Origin of the sequence: Vibrio sp. 10N.222.52.B12 (assembly GCF_002875385.1) — a bacterium.
GTDB classification, from domain to species: domain Bacteria; phylum Pseudomonadota; class Gammaproteobacteria; order Enterobacterales; family Vibrionaceae; genus Vibrio; species Vibrio jasicida.
The window spans coordinates 17,134-33,416 of the sequence record NZ_MDAW01000097.1 but is presented as its reverse complement, the minus strand read 5'-3'; the positions used below and the strand labels follow the sequence as shown (position 1 = coordinate 33,416).

Genomic DNA, 16,283 nt, shown 5'->3' with positions numbered 1-16,283 from the left:
CCAACGATGGGCGGCTTTTTTGTTGTTCTTGTTAGCTCAATTAAGGCTCTATTTCACCAATCGAATACAGCACCAACTCTTCTGGGTTGTTCCCTTCCCCTAACGAGTGAATGTCTTCCCCTTCTTGCTTCAGCTCATTAATCAGCTTGAGCGCTTTATCTTGCTTCACCCCAATAATGGTTGGCATTTCAGAGGCAGAGACACCAAAACGTGTCGCAACAAGCAAGTTTCTTACTTTGGTTTTATCCGATTCAAACATGGCATAACCTCTTTATTTTCATTCATCTAAGCATAGCGAATCGCGATGAAAAAGCATCACGCAGGTCGAATCAATAACGGATTTTCCTACGAGTTGGACAAGTATGGCGAGCAAAAGATCAGTTACTGAAAACGCGGTCGAAATAATTGAGTGGCGCCACCTTAGTGTTGGCTCTTCGCTGCCATTTACTCTTGTTCGCCACCAACCACTTTTGTTCGGAGTTGGCTAAAATTGCTTGGCTTACCTTGGCTTCTCGCAACTCATGTTCCATCGCAAACAACTGAGTATCAACTTCAGTGCGACTAAAATTGACCATCTCTGAATGAGGCTGCGCGATTTCGGTGATACCTGCGCAGCCAATAATTCCGATGTCTGCGGAAAACTGGCCGTAAAACTGCTCTGTCGAACCATCCACCACGTCGCGATCGTTAGTACGAATACGACCACCAGGAATCCAAGTTTCGATGTTCTCAAAGTGAGAAAGAATATGCGCCGCTTCGAAGTTATTGGTCACCACACGTAACTCACTGTGATTAGCTAGACGTTCGGCAACCAAAGTAATCGTAGTACCAATACCTAGAAACAAAGTCGTTCCGTTTGGGATAGCTTTGACTACTTCATCGGCGATGATCTGCTTTTCCTGTTGATTGGTGACTTGGCGAGAGGCATAGCTGCGATTGCTCAAAGTGGCAGGCAGCCCGACACCACCATGATGGCGTCGGGTGAGTCCGAGTCGACAAAGTTCATTGATGTCGCGACGAATGGTTTGCGTTGTGACTTCGAAACGTTGGGCAAGTTCTTCTATCGAGCAATATTCTTGCTGATGAACCAGTTCAATGATGCTTTGTTGACGGACGTTTAAATTATTCATTCAGTGCGGGTTCTCGTATGGCTGAAGGCACTTTTACTTTATATCGTTGAGGCGTATCTGTAATCATCATATCCACGCCCCAACGCCAATGTGCTTCAACTAATTGAGGAAAGTTTGGTGTATAGCAGAAGAGTTGATAACCATACTGCTTGATTTTATGAGCTTGCAATTCGGTCAGGAAGCGGTAATCACAATGCACACTGTATGCATCGATGTGTTGTAGCACGACAGCGGAATCATCTGGAATCTCTTGCCATAGCTGCCCTCTTCTCACTTCCGGCAGGTAGTTTTTCATCATCATTAAGGCTTCTGTGTTAAAGCTAGAAAACAGAATCGCGTCCGCTTCTACACCCAAATGCTCAATCACCTGCGCAACCTTTTCGCACAACAGGTCGATTTCGTCACCAGAGTAAACCTTCAATTCAATATTAAACTTCACACCCGCTCTTGAAGTGAGCTCAAGCGTCTCTTCTAAACTAGGGATAGGTTCGCCTGCGAAGTCATCACCGAACCACAAGCCTGCGTCGAGTGTTCTCAGCTCCTGCCAAGTCAGATCTTTGACTTTACCTCGACCATTCGTGCAGCGGTTGACCGTTTTGTCATGGATGACGACAGGAATGTTGTCCGCACTAAGTTGAACGTCGATTTCAATCCATTCGCAACCAAATTCAATGGCGCGTTGTATTGCCGATAAAGTGTTTTCTGGAGCCAAACTGGATAAGCCGCGGTGTGCTGTTATTTTCATTTTTTATTCCGTCTTTTTCATTTGTTTTCAAATGAACTATCTCAACCCTCAATGACGCTTTGATTACAAAATAGTGACGAAAGTAATGTTCAAATAAGTTCATTTTTTTGTAACTAGAACGTCATTTGGCTCATTTAATGTTCATTTGAATTTTTTGGAGCGGATTCATAATCAAAATGAACATTCGCAAGGAAACACCTGTTCAAATCATCCAATGAAAAGGAATCATTATGGCTATTAAACACCTCGCCGGACTTGCAGTTGCAGCGGCATTCATCAGCACGCAAGCACAAGCAAAAACAGAGGTTGAGTGGTGGCACGCGATGGGCGGCGCGCTAGGTAACAAGGTTAATGAAATTGCGGCAGACTTTAACGCAAGCCAATCAGAATACGAGATCAAACCGGTTTACAAAGGCAGCTACGCAGAAACCATGACCAGTGCTATCGCGGCGTTCCGAGCAAAAGAACAGCCAGCGATTGTACAAGTATTCGAAGTGGGTACGGCGACCATGACGGGCGCAGACAAAGCGATTTATCCTGTTTATCAATTGATGGAAGACACCAAAGAGTCGTTCAACTCTGATGATTACCTTTCAGCCGTAACGGGTTACTACACCACAAACGAAGGCAACATGCTTTCCCTGCCATTTAATAGCTCTACGCCAGTGCTTTACTACAACAAAGACATGTTCGCAAAAGCAGGCGTAGCAAACCCACCAAAGACATGGAAAGAGATGGAAGAAGTTTCTCGTAAGCTGCTGGCATCTAGTGCGAAGTGTGGTTTCAGCACAACGTGGCAATCATGGACGCAAATCGAAAACTTTGGTGCGCGTAACAATGTTCCTGTTGCCAATAACAACAACGGCTTTGCTGGCTTAGACACTGAGTTTAAATTCAATGATTCAGCATTTGTTCGTCACATTGACCAAATGGGTAAATGGTCGAAAGAAGGCATCTTTAAGTACGGCGGTCGCCAATCTGATGGTATGCCACTGTTCTACACCCAAGAGTGTGCCATGACTATGGGTTCGTCAGCAGGTCTGGCTGGCATTAAAGAGAACATGAAAGACGTTGATATCGGCGTAGCGCAACTGCCTTATGATTCAGAGATTGTCGCGAAGCCACAAAACACCATCATCGGCGGTGCATCACTTTGGGTACTTCGTGGTCATTCAAGCGAGGAATACAAAGGCGTGGCGAAGTTCTTCTCTTACCTTTCTAGTGCAGAAGTCCAAGCAGATTGGCACCAGTTCACAGGTTACCTACCAATCACTAAAGCGGCTTACGAGCTAACGAAAGAACAAGGCTTCTACGCTAAGAACCCTGGCACTGATACAGCGGTTCTACAAATGACGTCAACCGAGCCGACAGAAAACTCGAAAGGCATTCGCTTTGGTAACTTCCTGCAAACACGCGACATCATCAATGAAGAGCTAGAAGCAGTGTGGGCAGGCAAAGCAACGGCACAAGCTGCGCTAAACAATGCAGTTCGTCGTGGTGACGAGCAGCTACGTCGCTTTGAGCGCACACAGAAGTAACGAACATTTATAACGAACAATGATGCGCTGAGTCTTATTCGAATAACCGCTCAGATACGCACTCTCCCCGCCCATCTTGGGTGGGGAATTCGTTCACACACCTTGCCTGTTTTACTTTGGTATTTGTATGTCCTCACCTGTTGTTTTTAAACACAAATGGCTTCCGGTTGCTCTGATCGCACCTCAGTTGGTGATCACCTTGGTGTTCTTCATCTGGCCGGCAGGACAAGCCATTTTCCAATCTTCTCAACTTGAAGATGCTTTCGGCATGAGCCGTGAGTTTGTGGGCTTGGAGAACTTTGAAAAGCTCATCCATGATCCCCTTTACTTAGATTCATTAATGACCACGCTGCAATTTAGCATCAGCGTTGCGGTGCTCGCGTTGGTCAGCGCACTTGTTCTTTCCGCTTTCGCCGAACAAATCATCCGTGGCGCGACCATGTATCGCACCTTCTTGATTTGGCCTTATGCGGTCGCTCCGGTTGTCGCAGGTTCGTTATGGCTATTTTTATTCGATCCAACCATCGGTGTGATGACCGAATTGTTGAACCTGTTTGGCGTAGACTGGAACCCAACGCTCAACGGGACCCATGCGATGTGGATGGTGATCATCACCTCGACGTGGAAGCAAATCAGCTACAACTTTCTGTTCTTCTTAGCGGCACTTCAATCCGTGCCGAAATCTTTGCACGAAGCCGCAGCCATTGATGGTAGCGGCCCGATCAAACGCTTTATCACCATTAGCTTCCCGCTGATTTCACCAACCAGCTTTTTCTTGTTGGTCGTGAACTTTGTTTATGCGTTCTTTGATACGTTCGCCATCATCCACGCGATGACACAAGGCGGTCCGAGTAACAGCACCTCGACCTTGGTTTACAAAGTCTACAACGATGGCTTTATCGGGCTGGATTTAGGTTCATCGGCCGCGCAGTCCGTGATCCTGATGATCTTGGTTGCTTCCCTGACTGTGATTCAATTTAAGTATGTTGAGAAGAAGGTGGCGTACTGATGGTAGAAAGAAGACCGTTTTTTAATCTGTTTTGCCATGTCATTTTGATTCTTGGCATCATTTCGATTGCGCTTCCGGTTTGGATTGCAATCGTAGCCACTACCCATGAAAACAGCGCATTCGCTACTGGCACTCCACTTTGGTTTGGAGATTTGGGTTTTAGTGTATTTACTGACTTGTTGAGTAACGACACTCAGTACAACAACAATACTTTGCCGATTGGCAGCATGCTGCTGAACTCTTTCATTATGGCGATGTGCATTACCATCGGTAAGTTGAGCATTTCCATCATGTCAGCGTATGCAGTGGTGTTCTTCCGTTTTCCGGGGCGAATGCTGGCGTTCTGGATGATTTTCTTCACGCTGATGTTACCCGTTGAAGTTCGCATCATGCCGACGTTTGAGGTGATTACGAACCTCAACATGCTCAACTCATTTTACGGCTTAACCATTCCGCTGATTGCCAGTGCGACCGCTACTTTCTTGTTCCGTCAGTTCTTTTTAACGGTACCGAATGAGTTAGTGGAAGCAGCACGCATTGATGGCGCAGGACCAATCAAGTTCTTCTTCGATATCTTGTTGCCTCTGTCGCGTACCAACATCGCCGCACTGTTCGTCATCACTTTCATTTACGGCTGGAACCAATATCTATGGCCACTGCTGATCACCACTGACGTGCAGTACTACACCATCGTGATGGGCATTAAACAGATGCTTGGAGTAGTTGATGGTGTTGTGGAATGGAACAAAATTATGGCCACCACCATTATCGCCATGTTGCCACCCGTGATTGTGGTAATTGCAATGCAAAAAGCCTTTGTTAAAGGTCTGGTAGATTCGGAGAAATAAATGTCCACGTTAACTCTTTCTAATATCGCTAAATGTTATCCGAACGGCTATCAGGCGATCCAAAAACTCAATCTTGATATCTGCGACGGCGAAATGGTCGTGCTGGTTGGCCCAAGTGGCTGCGGTAAATCCACCTTACTTCGCATGATTGCGGGTCTAGAAGAAATCAGCTCTGGTGAGCTCAAGATCGACACCACAGTCGTCAACGATCTCGAACCGGGTGAACGCGACATTGCTATGGTATTCCAGAACTACGCCTTGTACCCACACATGACGGTGTACAACAACATGGCTTATGGGCTGCGCAACCGTAAAACACCAAAAGCGGAAATCGAGCGATTGGTTCACGAAGCAGCAAAGATGCTGGAGTTGGATCATCTACTCGACCGAAAACCGGGGCAATTATCTGGCGGGCAACGTCAGCGTGTCGCGATGGGGCGTGCAATTGTACGTGAACCAAAGGTGTTCTTGTTTGATGAGCCTCTATCTAACTTAGACGCCAAATTGCGTGTTCAAATGCGTTTGGAAATTAAGAAGCTGCAACATCGCCTCGGAACTACATCGGTCTACGTTACCCACGACCAAGTAGAAGCCATGACACTCGCGGACAAACTCGTGGTGCTCAACAAAGGCAATGTAGAACAAGTGGGTACACCGCTAGAGATATACGACAACCCTGCTTCTCTGTTTGTCGCGACCTTTATTGGTTCACCATCCATGAACATCTTGGATGCCAATGCTACCGTCGACGGCATTACTATTGGTGACGCACTGCTTCCTACATCCACAACAAACTTGGATTTGGGGGTAGTAAAACTAGGTCTTCGTCCGGAGCATTTACAAATCAACCAAGATAAACCATGGTTGCAAGTAGAAGTGGAATTGATTGAATCGCTCGGTGCTGATTTGTTGCTTTACTGCCGCACAGAAGGCGGTGATTCACAAAAGCTGGTTGTTCGAGTTGAGGGACATACGCCGATTCAAATCGGGGACAAACTCGGTTTAGATATCAAACCCAAGCACCTTCACTTATTTAATGCCAATACCGAAAAGCGCATTGATTGCTCACTCAAAGCGGCATTATCAACGCCAGTTAAAAGTACGATAGATGACAAACAGACACAACGAGGAGTGGTGAATGCCTAGTCCACTATCAGAGCTCAATACAGAGTATCTGAGAAACATTGAATGGTTGTTGACCGACGTAGACGACACATTAACTTGGCAAGGAAAGCTGCCGCCAGACACTTTAATTGCGCTCGCAGAGCTAGAGCGCGTGGGTGTAGAAGTGGTCGCTGTAACAGGCGCATGTGCTGGTTGGTGTGACCAAATGGCAAAGATGTGGCCGCTGCATGGGATCATAGGTGAAAACGGCGCTTTTTGGATGAGAAAAGACGCCGCAGGATTCAGAACTACCTTTGCGCGCCCAGCGGAAGTGATGCGAAAAGAACAACGCACATTGCAAGAAACTATAAAGGGCATTTTGACGGAGTATTCTGAAGTTGAGTTAAGCCAAGATCAGAGCTTTCGGTTCTGCGATGTAGCGGTCAACATTGCCCAAGATCGTTCCCCTGTCGCGGCTTCAATTACGATGGAGATCCTCAACCGTATTTTGCATCTTAACGTAGAATCTAACCCAGTCAACGCGACCCTAAGCTCCATTCATATCAATGCTTGGATAGGAAGCCACAGCAAACGAAGCAGCAGCGAAGCCTACATTAAGCAATTTAATCAGGGGACGTTACCCAATTTGAATCGAGTGACGTACGTAGGAGATTCATTAAATGATGAAGGGATGTTTGAATGGTTACCCGTGACTTTCGGCGTAAAGAATATTCGCCCGTTATTAGACAGCTTAACGCATCAGCCGACCTATCTGACTTCTGAATATGGTGGATTTGGCTTTGCGCAGTTAGCGAGCTTGATTGTGCAGGCTAAAAAAGACGATGACGCTAGCGAATAAACCGCCAGCAGTGACAAGCTATGAATAAGAAGGCGTTGATGTTTCTTTGGTAAACAAACCATGGATAAATTGGCGCTCTTCTTCGCTCAGATCTACCGCTCCTTGCTGTCTATTTGCGTTTTTAATCAGCCTATCAATTTCATTTAATTGCGATAACGTTAAGTTATTTAGGTGGCGCTTCAAGGTTCTAAACTGCTGTTGTTCCATAACTCTGTTCTTTCTCTCTTTACAAAAAAAACCACTCAATCCGAGTATCATCCATGGGGGGAAATACCACGGATTGAGTGAAAGAAGGAGTAAAGACTGCGGCGGATTGCATGAGAAAATCAAAATTCCCAATCTTTTATAACCACTCCAACGAGAAAAAGAATAACGTTTTTGATGGTATTAATAATTAGCAGTTATGAGTTTTATCAGTTACAAGTGCTTAAAAACCTTTTACCTTAAAATTCCTCTCAACCCCTTATCAGGCATAACATTTCAACGTTTTCAGCAGCTAACTACGCTTAGATCGGACAATTCCGCAACAAAGATTGCTTGTTATTTTGACCAATTATTTTTGTTTGTCGCATCCAAGAGCAGCCCATATTATCCGCAACACAAGGGATGACATTTCTTTCGCTCTTTAACAATCAGATGCTGCATACCGATTAATCCCAATCTTTATATGTGAAAGTACACCTTTAATTTCCCATTTTTTGCTTTTACAACCACTGAGCAGAACATCTCAAGCTGTGTTCTGCATAACAGTCTATTCATGTAGGAATTTATCGTGGATAAATATCAAGCTGCATACGCTAAGCGTCTAGAAAAACTAAAGGGCAATCGCTCACCAAAAGCTATTGCTCGCATTTCGGCGTGGGATGCATTTTTTAACAAAGAATATGAGATGCAAGATCTTGAATCTCAAATGGCAGACTCTGCGCGTCAACGCTACGAGCAATCTGATGTAAAAAATGAAATCAGCTTTAGTTCATTCAAACGCGCATTCTATAAAGAGTCGATCGTGATTTACGATTTGACCGATGGTGCATCAATTCAAAAAGTATTCACACCACTACTTGTGCTGGCAACAGCGTGGGTTCTGTTCGTGTGCTTTAACCAATAATTGAGCATCCAAGATCAATAAACGATAGAAACGCAATGGGCAGAGTGGTTGTCACTTTGCCTCCAACAGTTGAGAGTTTAGGGATGAAAGGAAGAAATATTGCAGCATTTGCCATTGTTATGGCAGCACTAGCATTCGGTTATGGTTTTAAAACTTATCAAGAAGCAAATGGGGTGATGTACCCTACCTTCAAAAAGGAGTTTAGCCTCTAATGCCTAAAATTACGCTTCTCTTACTCGCAACAACTGTTGGAATCGGTATTACCGGTTCTGCATTCTGTGTTGGCGTGACGTACGCATTTACACAACTGCCAATCGAACAAATTCTATCGAGCTTACAAAAAAGTAGAGCACTTCGGTGCTCTACTTTTTGTAATTTGGTGTTCAGGGTTTGTGTTAGGAAACGAAAAGCCTAATCAAAACTCTCTGTTCATTTTCTGCAAGCACGCAAACAGAATGGCTTGATGCTCGGGGTCGATATTACGCGTTAAGTCCTGAACCAAATCTAGATGCAGCTGATTGTGGTGGTGGTGAATTTCTTCGCCACTTGGTGTTAACTTCACGACAATAGCACGGCGGTCTTCTGGATGAGGACAACGTTCAATCAACTCCGCCTTCACTAGTTTTTCAATTTGAACCGTCAATGTACCGGTCGTAATCCCTAGCTTCTCCGCCAGTTCTTTCATACGCAGTGCACCATGCCCACCCAACACTTCAATCGTGTGGATTTGAGCCAGTGAATAACCAGTGCCTTTCACTACAGATTGCTCCCAAGAAGACATTTTGTCATAAAACTCGGTAAGCGTTTGATTCAGCTTTTCTAATTCGCGCATCACTCAGTCGTTTGAACTTCCAAAGTAAGATGATGAATCTTATCAAACTTAGCCAGTATTTGCTTAAATTCATCCAGTGTTTTATCACTCTTATTCTTCAATGCAATCGCCGCAGAATAATGATGGCCACTGACTTTCCAGATATGTAAGTCGACAACCTCCGCATACGGATCTAAAGACTTTCTTATCTCTTTACGATAGTTCTTATCGATACTCTCATCCAAAAGTACTGGCGCGGTTTGCTTCATCAAGCCCAACGTCCATTTACCAATCACAACAGCACCAACAATACCCATCATGGCATCTAACCAAACCCAACCGTAAAACTTACCGACAATCAGCGCCACAATCGCCAACAAAGACGTCAATGTATCCGCTAGCACGTGGAAATACGCAGCGGTTAAGTTGTGGTCGTGATGATGTTCGTGATCGTGTCCGTGGTGATCATGATGGTCATGCCCATGATGATGGTGATCTTGCAGAAGCAGCATGCTTGCAAGGTTTACCACTAAACCAATCACCGCCACCATGATCGCCTCGTTGAATTGGATACTCTCTGGATTAAAGAGACGATGAATCGATTCGACCATCATCATCAATGCCACAATCCCCAACGCAATCGCACTGGTAAAACCGCCAAGTACACTGACTTTACCCGTACCAAATGAGAAGCGGTCATTGTGCGCATTTTGTTCCGCGTAGCGGTAAGCAAAGAGAGTAATACAAAATGCCGCTGCGTGTGTGCCCATGTGCCAACCATCTGCCAGCAATGCCATTGAACCAAACATGGTTCCGGCAGCAATCTCCACCACCATAGTGGTCACGGTTAGAATCAATACGTAGAGCGTGCGTTTTTCACCCTTTTGGTTGTGAGAAACGAAATCATGTGAATGTTGCGATACAGCCATTGCGACACTTACCTTTCAATTTTAGTTTGATTATCAAATTATTTGATTTCAATTTAGTTTGACAATCAAACAATGTCAATACGGAAAATAAATGATGTTGAAAGCACATTGCCCGATGAGCCGCATGAATTGCAGAGAAAGGCATTTTTGAAAAGTCAGGATAGATCGTTAGAAAAAGAGAAAAAGGAAGAAGAGAGGAAAAACAAAGAAGAGCGTTGAACCCTATCAGGTTTAACGCCCAAGTTATGTGATTCTATCGCATTTCGCAGGCGAGAAGCTTGTCTTCAAATTGCTCATCAATCCTATCGGCAATCAATTCGATTCGGCTTTCTGCACAGTCATCCAGTTCCACTTCCGTTAAACCATCAGGAGTAAGGTTGTAACCAAAAATGCCGCTATTGGTGATGAAGACCGCTTTCATACGTTCTACTTGTAGATCAACCAATAATACGATGAGCTGCTGGCGATCAAACACTTTCTCAGGAGAGAATCGCCAACCAACGCTTTGAAAGCCTTCACCTTCATTCATCGCTTTCAGCAAGCCACTCTCTGGCATGGGCATCTCAGAAACCAATGGCTTTTCATTCGCATGATGATGGTGATGATGAGGAGGATTCTCATGAATAGTGGTATTCCCTTCGAACTCGGCAAATGGAATCACACCATGCTGCGCAAAAATCACCTTCGTGTTCGGACGACCAACATTTTCAACATACGCCTTTAGTTTTTCCGAATCGCCCTCTTGATACAGATCGAGTTTGTTACCCACCACGGTATCGGCAATGGCAATTTGTTGGTTAAAGGTCTCATGGTCGGTGTAACGAGCATCAGAAAGCTTACGCGCATCCACCAACGTAATGTTCTTTTGCAATGATAATATGGTTCGGTAATGCTGCGTCGACAGTACTTGCAATACTTCTTTTGGATGACCAAGCCCAGTTGGCTCAATCAGCAGGCGGTCTGGCTTCGCTTCATTAAGCAGTTGGTTTAGCGCGATTTGCATTGGCAAACCGGCAGCGCAGCACATGCAACCACCTGGGACTTCACGGATGAAAACTTGTTGCTGCCCACTGTGCTGGCCTTGAACCAAGCTGCCATCCACACCGATTTCGCCAAACTCATTCACCAATACCGCCCAGCGTTCATTCGCTGGCTTATTCGCCATTAAATTCAGAATCGCCGAAGTTTTTCCCACTCCGAGAAAACCAGTAATAATGTTGGTTGGAACCCCTAAAATAGGTTGATTATCAGAGCTCATTGGCGATTCTCCTATAACCTTGAACCAACTCATGGTTGGCAGATACAACAGACTCCGAAAACGCCGAATATTCTGGTGGCACTTTCGAGATGCTATTCAAGTCAAAATCAGCACCGATATTGGTCATCGGTGGTACATGGAAATGCTCTGGCAAGTCTAGACCATCCACCACACAGTTATGACGAATCACGCAACCTGCGCCAATCACGGCGTTAAAAACGACCGAGTTGAAGCCGATAAAAACATCGTCACTCACTTCACAAGGCCCATGAATAATGGAACGGTGTGCAATAGAAGAACGCTCGCCAATGGTCACGGCAGCGCCCGCTTTCGAGTGAATAACCACACCGTCTTGAATATTGGTATCACGCTTAATCACGATGGCTTCCATATCGCCTTGTTCATTGACTTCATCAGCCCGAATCACCGCATAAGGACCAATAAAAACGTTATCTTCAATGATCACTTTGCCACAGATAATAGCAGTCGGATCGATGAATGCATTTTCCGACACTTCCGGCATGTGACCTGTTGGATTTCTTCTTAACATATTGATTTCTCTTTATTCGGCGTCTTATTAAACACTCAAACTACAACGTCTAACTTCAAGTATTACAGCTTCTACAAATCAGGTTTAAAAAACAGGGAGTACAAATAAGCTTTCAAAAATGAAGGTCAAAAATCAGCCCAGAGATAAACCTAGCACCGACGTTCAAATGACAGTCGCATGCCATATTCCTTTGGTTCAATCACTCGTTGGTTGGCATAAACCACACCGCCGTTCACCCACGTTGTTTTGATTTGTGATGAGAACGTATGACCAGCAAACGGTGACCATCCGCAGTGATACAAGCTGTTGTCGTTCGTCACCGGCGTTGGTGCTGCTGCATCAACAAGAACCAAATCAGCAAAGTAGCCTTCGCGAATAAAACCGCGCTCTTGAACACCATAACGAATCGCAGGGTTGTGAGCGGTTTTCTTTACCAATTGCTCCATCGTCATGTGGCCACGACTCACTTGATCAAACAGCGTCAGTAGTGCGTGCTGTACCAAAGGTAAGCCAGCAGGTGCTTGGTCGTAAGGGACTTGCTTTTCTTCCCATGTATGAGGCGCGTGGTCGGTCACTATAATGTCAATTTGGCCTGTGCTTAATGCCTTTAGAAGCGCTTCACGATCGCTTGGGTATTTCACTGCTGGGTTACATTTAATTTGGTTACCACGCTGCTCCGCATAATCCTCATTGCTAAACCAGAGGTGGTGAACACAAGCTTCTGCTGTGATGTTCTTATTTTGAATGGAGCCAGCCTCAAACAAGGCAAGTTCTTTGGCGGTGGTAATGTGTAAAACATGCAGTTGGCTATGGTGTTTTCTCGCTAACTCAACCGCGTAAGAAGAGGAGGCATAGCAAGCTTCGTCATCACGTAACACTGGGTGATCTTCTATTGTGAGTTCCGACTTTTTTTGCAGCAACCTTTGCTTGTTTTGAGCAATGTTAGGGCCGCTTTCACAATGGATGACAATTAACACAGGCGAATCACGGAAAATCGCGTCCAAAGCTTGCGGCGCTTCAACTAATAAATCCCCTGTTGAAGCCCCCATAAAGACTTTTACGCCACAATGCTTACTTGGGTCGAGCAACTTAATTTGGTCCAGATTGTCTTCTGTCGCACCGAGGTAAAACGAGTAATTTGCAAGTGAGTTGTTCTCGGCAATTGCAAACTTCCGCTCTAATGCATCAATTGTGGTTGTCGCTGGGTTTACGTTCGGCATTTCCATGTAACTGGTAATACCGCCCGCGACCGCTGCACGAGATTCTGTCGCTATCGAGCCTTTATGGGTTAAGCCTGGCTCACGAAAATGCACTTGGTCATCAATCATTCCTGGGATCAAATAACAGCCTTTCGCATCAATAACTGCATCATCTGGGCGAGCCATAATATCCTTTTCTATGGTTTCAATTCGCTGATCGACAATCCGCAAATCTGTTTCTGTAATCGTTCCTTCATTTACCACACGGGCATTCTTAATCAGCGTTGCAGGCATGATGTTTCGCCGGTTCCTTTTTGTTAGGGATGAAAAATGAATGACGCACAAAGTGAGTTTTGTGCGCTCATGGTAGGTAGAGTGAGCTCACACCTCTATTTGACACAATCGTCGCAGACACAACTGATTTCCAATTGAGGGCTGATAACCGTAAAACCTTCTTGTCGCGCATTCGATTGAAGGCCAGTAATCATGGCAGGATCGATGGTTTGCTCGCTGATTTTGTCGCATTTAGAGCAAATCAGAAATTGAGGGATACCATGTTCGTGGTCGCACAGGATATGAGAACAGACAATGTACTTATTAGAGACCTTTAGCTTGTGCGCCAAATGTTCACTTTCAAGGAAATCCAAAATACGATAAACCGACATGGCCTGAATATTTTGATCAAAATGCGTTTTGCAATAGTCCATCAACTCATACGCTGACAACGCTTTGTTAGAATGAACCAGTGCTTTTAAGACGAGCTTCCTTTTTGATGTCAGTTGCTTGCCTCGAGCTTTACAGATTTTCTCTACATGCTTAATAACCGCGTCGATATCGCCCATTACCCACCTCACAAAACATTTATGCCACCCAATATATTTTATAATAATTGTTATGTTATAACATAAATTAAAAGTTCATCAAGCTAACACAGAAGTATCCAAGATAAGGCAGAGGTTCACGAGCCAACAACGCTTGGCCTAAGGGCGATTTGGGTATATGAATTAGATCCGTTACTCTAGAAGCCTGATATCCCAAATCATAACAATCAAAACGGATGGCAAGGATGGAACAAGTTGGCTCTCGCGCTCTCATCGTAGAAGGCGGCGCAATGCGCGGCGTATTTTCCTGCGGCATACTCGATCACTTCATGGCTAATAACTTCTCACCCTTTGATAGCTTTTGGGGTGTATCTGCGGGAGCAAGCAATCTAGCGGCTTACCTTGCAAATATGCCGGGGCGAAACCTTAAAATTTATCTCGATTACAGCCTACGTAATGAATTTATCTCTCCAACGCAGCTTGTGCGTGGCGGAGACATGATGGATTTAGATTGGATGTGGGAAATCACACTCAAAGAGCTCGATATAGACAGAGCGGTACTGTCTGCTGATGCTCGCCCTTTCTTTTTAGGTGTCACTCGCCAAGACAACGGACAAGCAGAGTACTTAACCCCGACAATTGATATGCTCGCGGAAACAATGAAGGCAAGCAGCGCATTACCTATTTTGTATCGCAACGGTGTCGCGTTGAAAGGAATAAAATATGTCGATGGTGGGGTCGCCGACGCTATTCCTGTCGCAGAAGCCATCAAGCGCGGGGCAACCAAAATCATGGTCTTACGGAGCAGACCTGTAAGTTATCGAAAATCCAAACCAAAGTTTGAAAAACTCACCGCGCGTCTATTGAAAGATCACCCTGCGTTGGTCAAGCCAATGCTCACTCGCCACGTTCGTTATAACCAGTCTTTGGAATTAATAGAGAATCCACCAGCAGGTGTTGAGATCATCCAGATTTGCCCTCCGGAAGGTTTTAAACTTAAGCGCTTAAGTCGCTCTCCAGAGCCACTACGTAAAGCTTATGAGCTTGGCATTGAATTTGGTCAACACGCCATTGAACGCTGGAACAAAATTAGGAACTAGGTAGCACGAATCAAAAACTAAACAGATAAAAAAAGCCACACCGACTAGGCGTGGCTGTTGCAAATTCGATGGCTGTGGATATCGTCTTTGCTTGCAGTTGAACTCAATAAGGGAGTTCCAAATCATTGTGCGCTTTTTCCATCTTGCTGTGCAGCCAAACAGCATGTTTTCCTAACGGTTTAATAAGTCTCAAATAAACCTGCGTTGTAATCTTGAATCGCTTGTTCGATTTCTTCGATGCTGTTCATTACAAAAGGACCATAGTGTACAACTGATTCATCAATCGGCTCACCGATGAAGATAAGCGCACCGCTAGCCTCATTCGCGTTTAACTCAGCCGTATCACCTTGAGACAGCAAGGCCATTTCCCCCTGCTTAACAACACGGTCACCAAGACTTACATTGCCTTTGTAGGCATACACCATCATGTTGTGATGCGAGGGTGTTATAAGATTTAAACAGTCCCCGGAGGCAGAACGCCAATCAGCAACCGTAACGGGCACACCCGTTTTATCCAGTGGACCTCGAATCACTTCACCATTTATATTCAGATCGCCGGACAACACTCTCACCAAACCTTGTGTTTCCTGGTGATACTCAGTGATCGTTTCAGGTTGAAAGTCATGGTATTGCGCTGGCGTCATTTTGTTGCGCGCTGGCTGGTTAATCCAAATCTGAAATCCATGCAAAGCGCCATCTTGCATGATTGGCATTTCACTATGAATAACGCCACGCCCTGCGGCCATCCATTGGGCTCCACCGGAACGAAGTTCACCAACATTGTCCATATGGTCGCGATGCTGGAAATGGCCCTTCATCATGTACGTTAGCGTTTCTATGCCACGGTGAGGATGTGGAGGAAAGCCACCAATATAATCCGCTTGCTGATCAGACTTCAGTTCATCCACCATCAAGAAAGGAGAAAAGCTGGCGTTGTTGAATCCGGCAACTCGACGAATCTTTACACCATCACCATCCGCGGTTGCGTGTGAACGAATAACCTGACGAATCTCTCTCAATGTACTCATAATCTTGCCTCCCTTATTGGTATGGTTCCATTGTAGAAAGGGCGGGAGAAAATCATGAGTGGATGAAGTTGTTCTACTCCATCGATTTTTTCGAACAAAAATAAATTCAAAATAATGGTAGCTATTTTTCAAACACGCTGTATAGTGACGGCTGGCTCTTAGAAGAGAGCTGTTAATGCTACATTTAGTTTAAGTTCCCTCTCAGTAAATTCTTGAATCCCTCAATTCAGACACCTGCGTAAAACT

Annotated in this window: 19 protein-coding genes; 8 read left to right on the top strand and 11 right to left on the bottom strand. The window is 45.1% G+C overall.

The genetic code is table 11. The features are described from left to right. Positions 1-40: 40 nt before the first annotated feature. From BCT11_RS05600 to BCT11_RS05590, 3 genes are all read right to left on the bottom strand, one after another. Complete coding sequence (locus BCT11_RS05600; RefSeq protein WP_005439057.1) at positions 41-259, bottom strand: hypothetical protein; 219 nt, start codon at positions 257-259, stop codon at positions 41-43. 118 nt (positions 260-377) lie between these two features. Beyond that, on the bottom strand, positions 378-1,130 hold the full coding sequence (locus BCT11_RS05595) for a DeoR/GlpR family DNA-binding transcription regulator (RefSeq protein WP_102387517.1): 753 nt from the start codon (positions 1,128-1,130) through the stop codon (positions 378-380). Next, positions 1,123-1,875, bottom strand: a complete 753-nt coding sequence (locus BCT11_RS05590; RefSeq protein WP_102387516.1) for a glycerophosphoryl diester phosphodiesterase — start codon at positions 1,873-1,875, stop codon at positions 1,123-1,125. Before BCT11_RS05590 ends, BCT11_RS05595 begins: the two co-directional genes overlap by 8 nt. A 230-nt stretch (positions 1,876-2,105) precedes the next feature. Between BCT11_RS05590 and ugpB the strand changes: the two genes are divergently transcribed. The 5 genes from ugpB (at position 2,106) to BCT11_RS05565 (ending at position 7,233) form a co-directional block, all read left to right on the top strand. After that, complete coding sequence (gene ugpB / locus BCT11_RS05585) at positions 2,106-3,413, top strand: sn-glycerol-3-phosphate ABC transporter substrate-binding protein UgpB (protein WP_102387515.1); 1,308 nt, start codon at positions 2,106-2,108, stop codon at positions 3,411-3,413. 127 nt (positions 3,414-3,540) lie between these two features. Then, the gene (gene ugpA, locus BCT11_RS05580) at positions 3,541-4,422 is read left to right on the top strand and encodes a sn-glycerol-3-phosphate ABC transporter permease UgpA (RefSeq protein WP_038865173.1); all 882 of its coding nucleotides are present in this window, start codon (positions 3,541-3,543) and stop codon (positions 4,420-4,422) included. Further along, complete coding sequence (ugpE, locus tag BCT11_RS05575; protein ID WP_005439065.1) at positions 4,422-5,270, top strand: sn-glycerol-3-phosphate ABC transporter permease UgpE; 849 nt, start codon at positions 4,422-4,424, stop codon at positions 5,268-5,270. Before ugpA ends, ugpE begins: the two co-directional genes overlap by 1 nt. Beyond that, positions 5,271-6,416 (top strand): sn-glycerol-3-phosphate import ATP-binding protein UgpC, encoded by a 1,146-nt coding sequence (locus tag BCT11_RS05570; RefSeq protein ID WP_198593918.1) that lies wholly within the window; start codon positions 5,271-5,273, stop codon positions 6,414-6,416. Beyond that, complete coding sequence (locus BCT11_RS05565; RefSeq protein WP_102387513.1) at positions 6,409-7,233, top strand: HAD-IIB family hydrolase; 825 nt, start codon at positions 6,409-6,411, stop codon at positions 7,231-7,233. Before BCT11_RS05570 ends, BCT11_RS05565 begins: the two co-directional genes overlap by 8 nt. Positions 7,234-7,251: 18 nt before the next feature. On the opposite strand, the gene BCT11_RS05560 is transcribed toward BCT11_RS05565, so the two are convergent. Beyond that, positions 7,252-7,440, bottom strand: coding sequence for a hypothetical protein (locus BCT11_RS05560; RefSeq protein ID WP_102387512.1), 189 nt, complete (start codon positions 7,438-7,440; stop codon positions 7,252-7,254). 565 nt (positions 7,441-8,005) lie between these two features. On the opposite strand from BCT11_RS05560, the gene BCT11_RS05555 reads away from it, so the two are divergent. Both BCT11_RS05555 and BCT11_RS28020 read left to right on the top strand, forming a co-directional pair. After that, positions 8,006-8,341 carry a hypothetical protein gene (locus BCT11_RS05555; protein ID WP_038865166.1) on the top strand — a complete coding sequence of 112 codons (336 nt, stop codon included), beginning with the start codon at positions 8,006-8,008 and terminating at the stop codon, positions 8,339-8,341. A 35-nt stretch (positions 8,342-8,376) separates the two neighbouring features. Beyond that, positions 8,377-8,553, top strand: a complete 177-nt coding sequence (locus tag BCT11_RS28020) for a hypothetical protein (protein WP_155396650.1) — start codon at positions 8,377-8,379, stop codon at positions 8,551-8,553. A 203-nt stretch (positions 8,554-8,756) separates the two neighbouring features. Here the strand turns inward: BCT11_RS28020 and BCT11_RS05545 are convergent, their stop codons facing one another. The 6 genes from BCT11_RS05545 to BCT11_RS05520 form a co-directional block, all read right to left on the bottom strand. Then, on the bottom strand, positions 8,757-9,173 hold the full coding sequence (locus BCT11_RS05545; protein WP_038865162.1) for a MarR family transcriptional regulator: 417 nt from the start codon (positions 9,171-9,173) through the stop codon (positions 8,757-8,759). Next, complete coding sequence (gene dmeF, locus BCT11_RS05540; protein ID WP_102387510.1) at positions 9,173-10,081, bottom strand: CDF family Co(II)/Ni(II) efflux transporter DmeF; 909 nt, start codon at positions 10,079-10,081, stop codon at positions 9,173-9,175. Before dmeF ends, BCT11_RS05545 begins: the two co-directional genes overlap by 1 nt. A gap of 253 nt (positions 10,082-10,334) precedes the next feature. Beyond that, positions 10,335-11,339, bottom strand: coding sequence for a GTP-binding protein (locus tag BCT11_RS05535; RefSeq protein WP_054755550.1), 1,005 nt, complete (start codon positions 11,337-11,339; stop codon positions 10,335-10,337). Further along, positions 11,329-11,889, bottom strand: a complete 561-nt coding sequence (locus BCT11_RS05530) for a carbonate dehydratase (RefSeq protein WP_042606275.1) — start codon at positions 11,887-11,889, stop codon at positions 11,329-11,331. The genes BCT11_RS05535 and BCT11_RS05530 overlap by 11 nt, the downstream gene beginning before the upstream one ends. Before the next feature lie 149 nt (positions 11,890-12,038). Then, positions 12,039-13,382: a dihydroorotase gene (locus BCT11_RS05525; RefSeq protein ID WP_102387509.1), complete on the bottom strand. Its 1,344-nt coding sequence runs from the start codon at positions 13,380-13,382 to the stop codon at positions 12,039-12,041. A 95-nt stretch (positions 13,383-13,477) separates the two neighbouring features. Further along, positions 13,478-13,930 carry a transcriptional repressor gene (locus tag BCT11_RS05520; protein WP_038865157.1) on the bottom strand — a complete coding sequence of 151 codons (453 nt, stop codon included), beginning with the start codon at positions 13,928-13,930 and terminating at the stop codon, positions 13,478-13,480. A 224-nt stretch (positions 13,931-14,154) separates the two neighbouring features. On the opposite strand from BCT11_RS05520, the gene BCT11_RS05515 reads away from it, so the two are divergent. After that, on the top strand, positions 14,155-15,009 hold the full coding sequence (locus BCT11_RS05515) for a patatin family protein (protein WP_102387508.1): 855 nt from the start codon (positions 14,155-14,157) through the stop codon (positions 15,007-15,009). A gap of 179 nt (positions 15,010-15,188) precedes the next feature. Here BCT11_RS05515 and BCT11_RS05510 read toward each other — a convergent pair whose 3' ends face one another. After that, positions 15,189-16,037 carry a pirin family protein gene (locus BCT11_RS05510; RefSeq protein ID WP_045421998.1) on the bottom strand — a complete coding sequence of 283 codons (849 nt, stop codon included), beginning with the start codon at positions 16,035-16,037 and terminating at the stop codon, positions 15,189-15,191. Positions 16,038-16,283 lie beyond the last annotated feature (246 nt).

Bases quoted from the DNA above. Each gene is read 5' to 3' on its own strand.
- BCT11_RS05525 (WP_102387509.1), bottom strand. From the start codon at position 13,382: ATGCCTGCAACGCTGATTAAGAATGCCCGTGTGGTAAATGAAGGAACG.
- BCT11_RS28020 (WP_155396650.1), top strand. From the start codon at position 8,377: ATGGGCAGAGTGGTTGTCACTTTGCCTCCAACAGTTGAGAGTTTAGGG.
- BCT11_RS05535 (WP_054755550.1), bottom strand. From the start codon at position 11,339: ATGAGCTCTGATAATCAACCTATTTTAGGGGTTCCAACCAACATTATT.
- BCT11_RS05560 (WP_102387512.1), bottom strand. From the start codon at position 7,440: ATGGAACAACAGCAGTTTAGAACCTTGAAGCGCCACCTAAATAACTTA.
- dmeF (WP_102387510.1), bottom strand. From the start codon at position 10,081: ATGGCTGTATCGCAACATTCACATGATTTCGTTTCTCACAACCAAAAG.
- BCT11_RS05510 (WP_045421998.1), bottom strand. From the start codon at position 16,037: ATGAGTACATTGAGAGAGATTCGTCAGGTTATTCGTTCACACGCAACC.
- BCT11_RS05515 (WP_102387508.1), top strand. From the start codon at position 14,155: ATGGAACAAGTTGGCTCTCGCGCTCTCATCGTAGAAGGCGGCGCAATG.
- BCT11_RS05545 (WP_038865162.1), bottom strand. From the start codon at position 9,173: ATGCGCGAATTAGAAAAGCTGAATCAAACGCTTACCGAGTTTTATGAC.
- BCT11_RS05570 (WP_198593918.1), top strand. From the start codon at position 5,271: ATGTCCACGTTAACTCTTTCTAATATCGCTAAATGTTATCCGAACGGC.
- BCT11_RS05600 (WP_005439057.1), bottom strand. From the start codon at position 259: ATGTTTGAATCGGATAAAACCAAAGTAAGAAACTTGCTTGTTGCGACA.
- BCT11_RS05590 (WP_102387516.1), bottom strand. From the start codon at position 1,875: ATGAAAATAACAGCACACCGCGGCTTATCCAGTTTGGCTCCAGAAAAC.
- ugpB (WP_102387515.1), top strand. From the start codon at position 2,106: ATGGCTATTAAACACCTCGCCGGACTTGCAGTTGCAGCGGCATTCATC.
- BCT11_RS05520 (WP_038865157.1), bottom strand. From the start codon at position 13,930: ATGGGCGATATCGACGCGGTTATTAAGCATGTAGAGAAAATCTGTAAA.
- ugpA (WP_038865173.1), top strand. From the start codon at position 3,541: ATGTCCTCACCTGTTGTTTTTAAACACAAATGGCTTCCGGTTGCTCTG.
- ugpE (WP_005439065.1), top strand. From the start codon at position 4,422: ATGGTAGAAAGAAGACCGTTTTTTAATCTGTTTTGCCATGTCATTTTG.
- BCT11_RS05530 (WP_042606275.1), bottom strand. From the start codon at position 11,889: ATGTTAAGAAGAAATCCAACAGGTCACATGCCGGAAGTGTCGGAAAAT.
- BCT11_RS05565 (WP_102387513.1), top strand. From the start codon at position 6,409: ATGCCTAGTCCACTATCAGAGCTCAATACAGAGTATCTGAGAAACATT.
- BCT11_RS05595 (WP_102387517.1), bottom strand. From the start codon at position 1,130: ATGAATAATTTAAACGTCCGTCAACAAAGCATCATTGAACTGGTTCAT.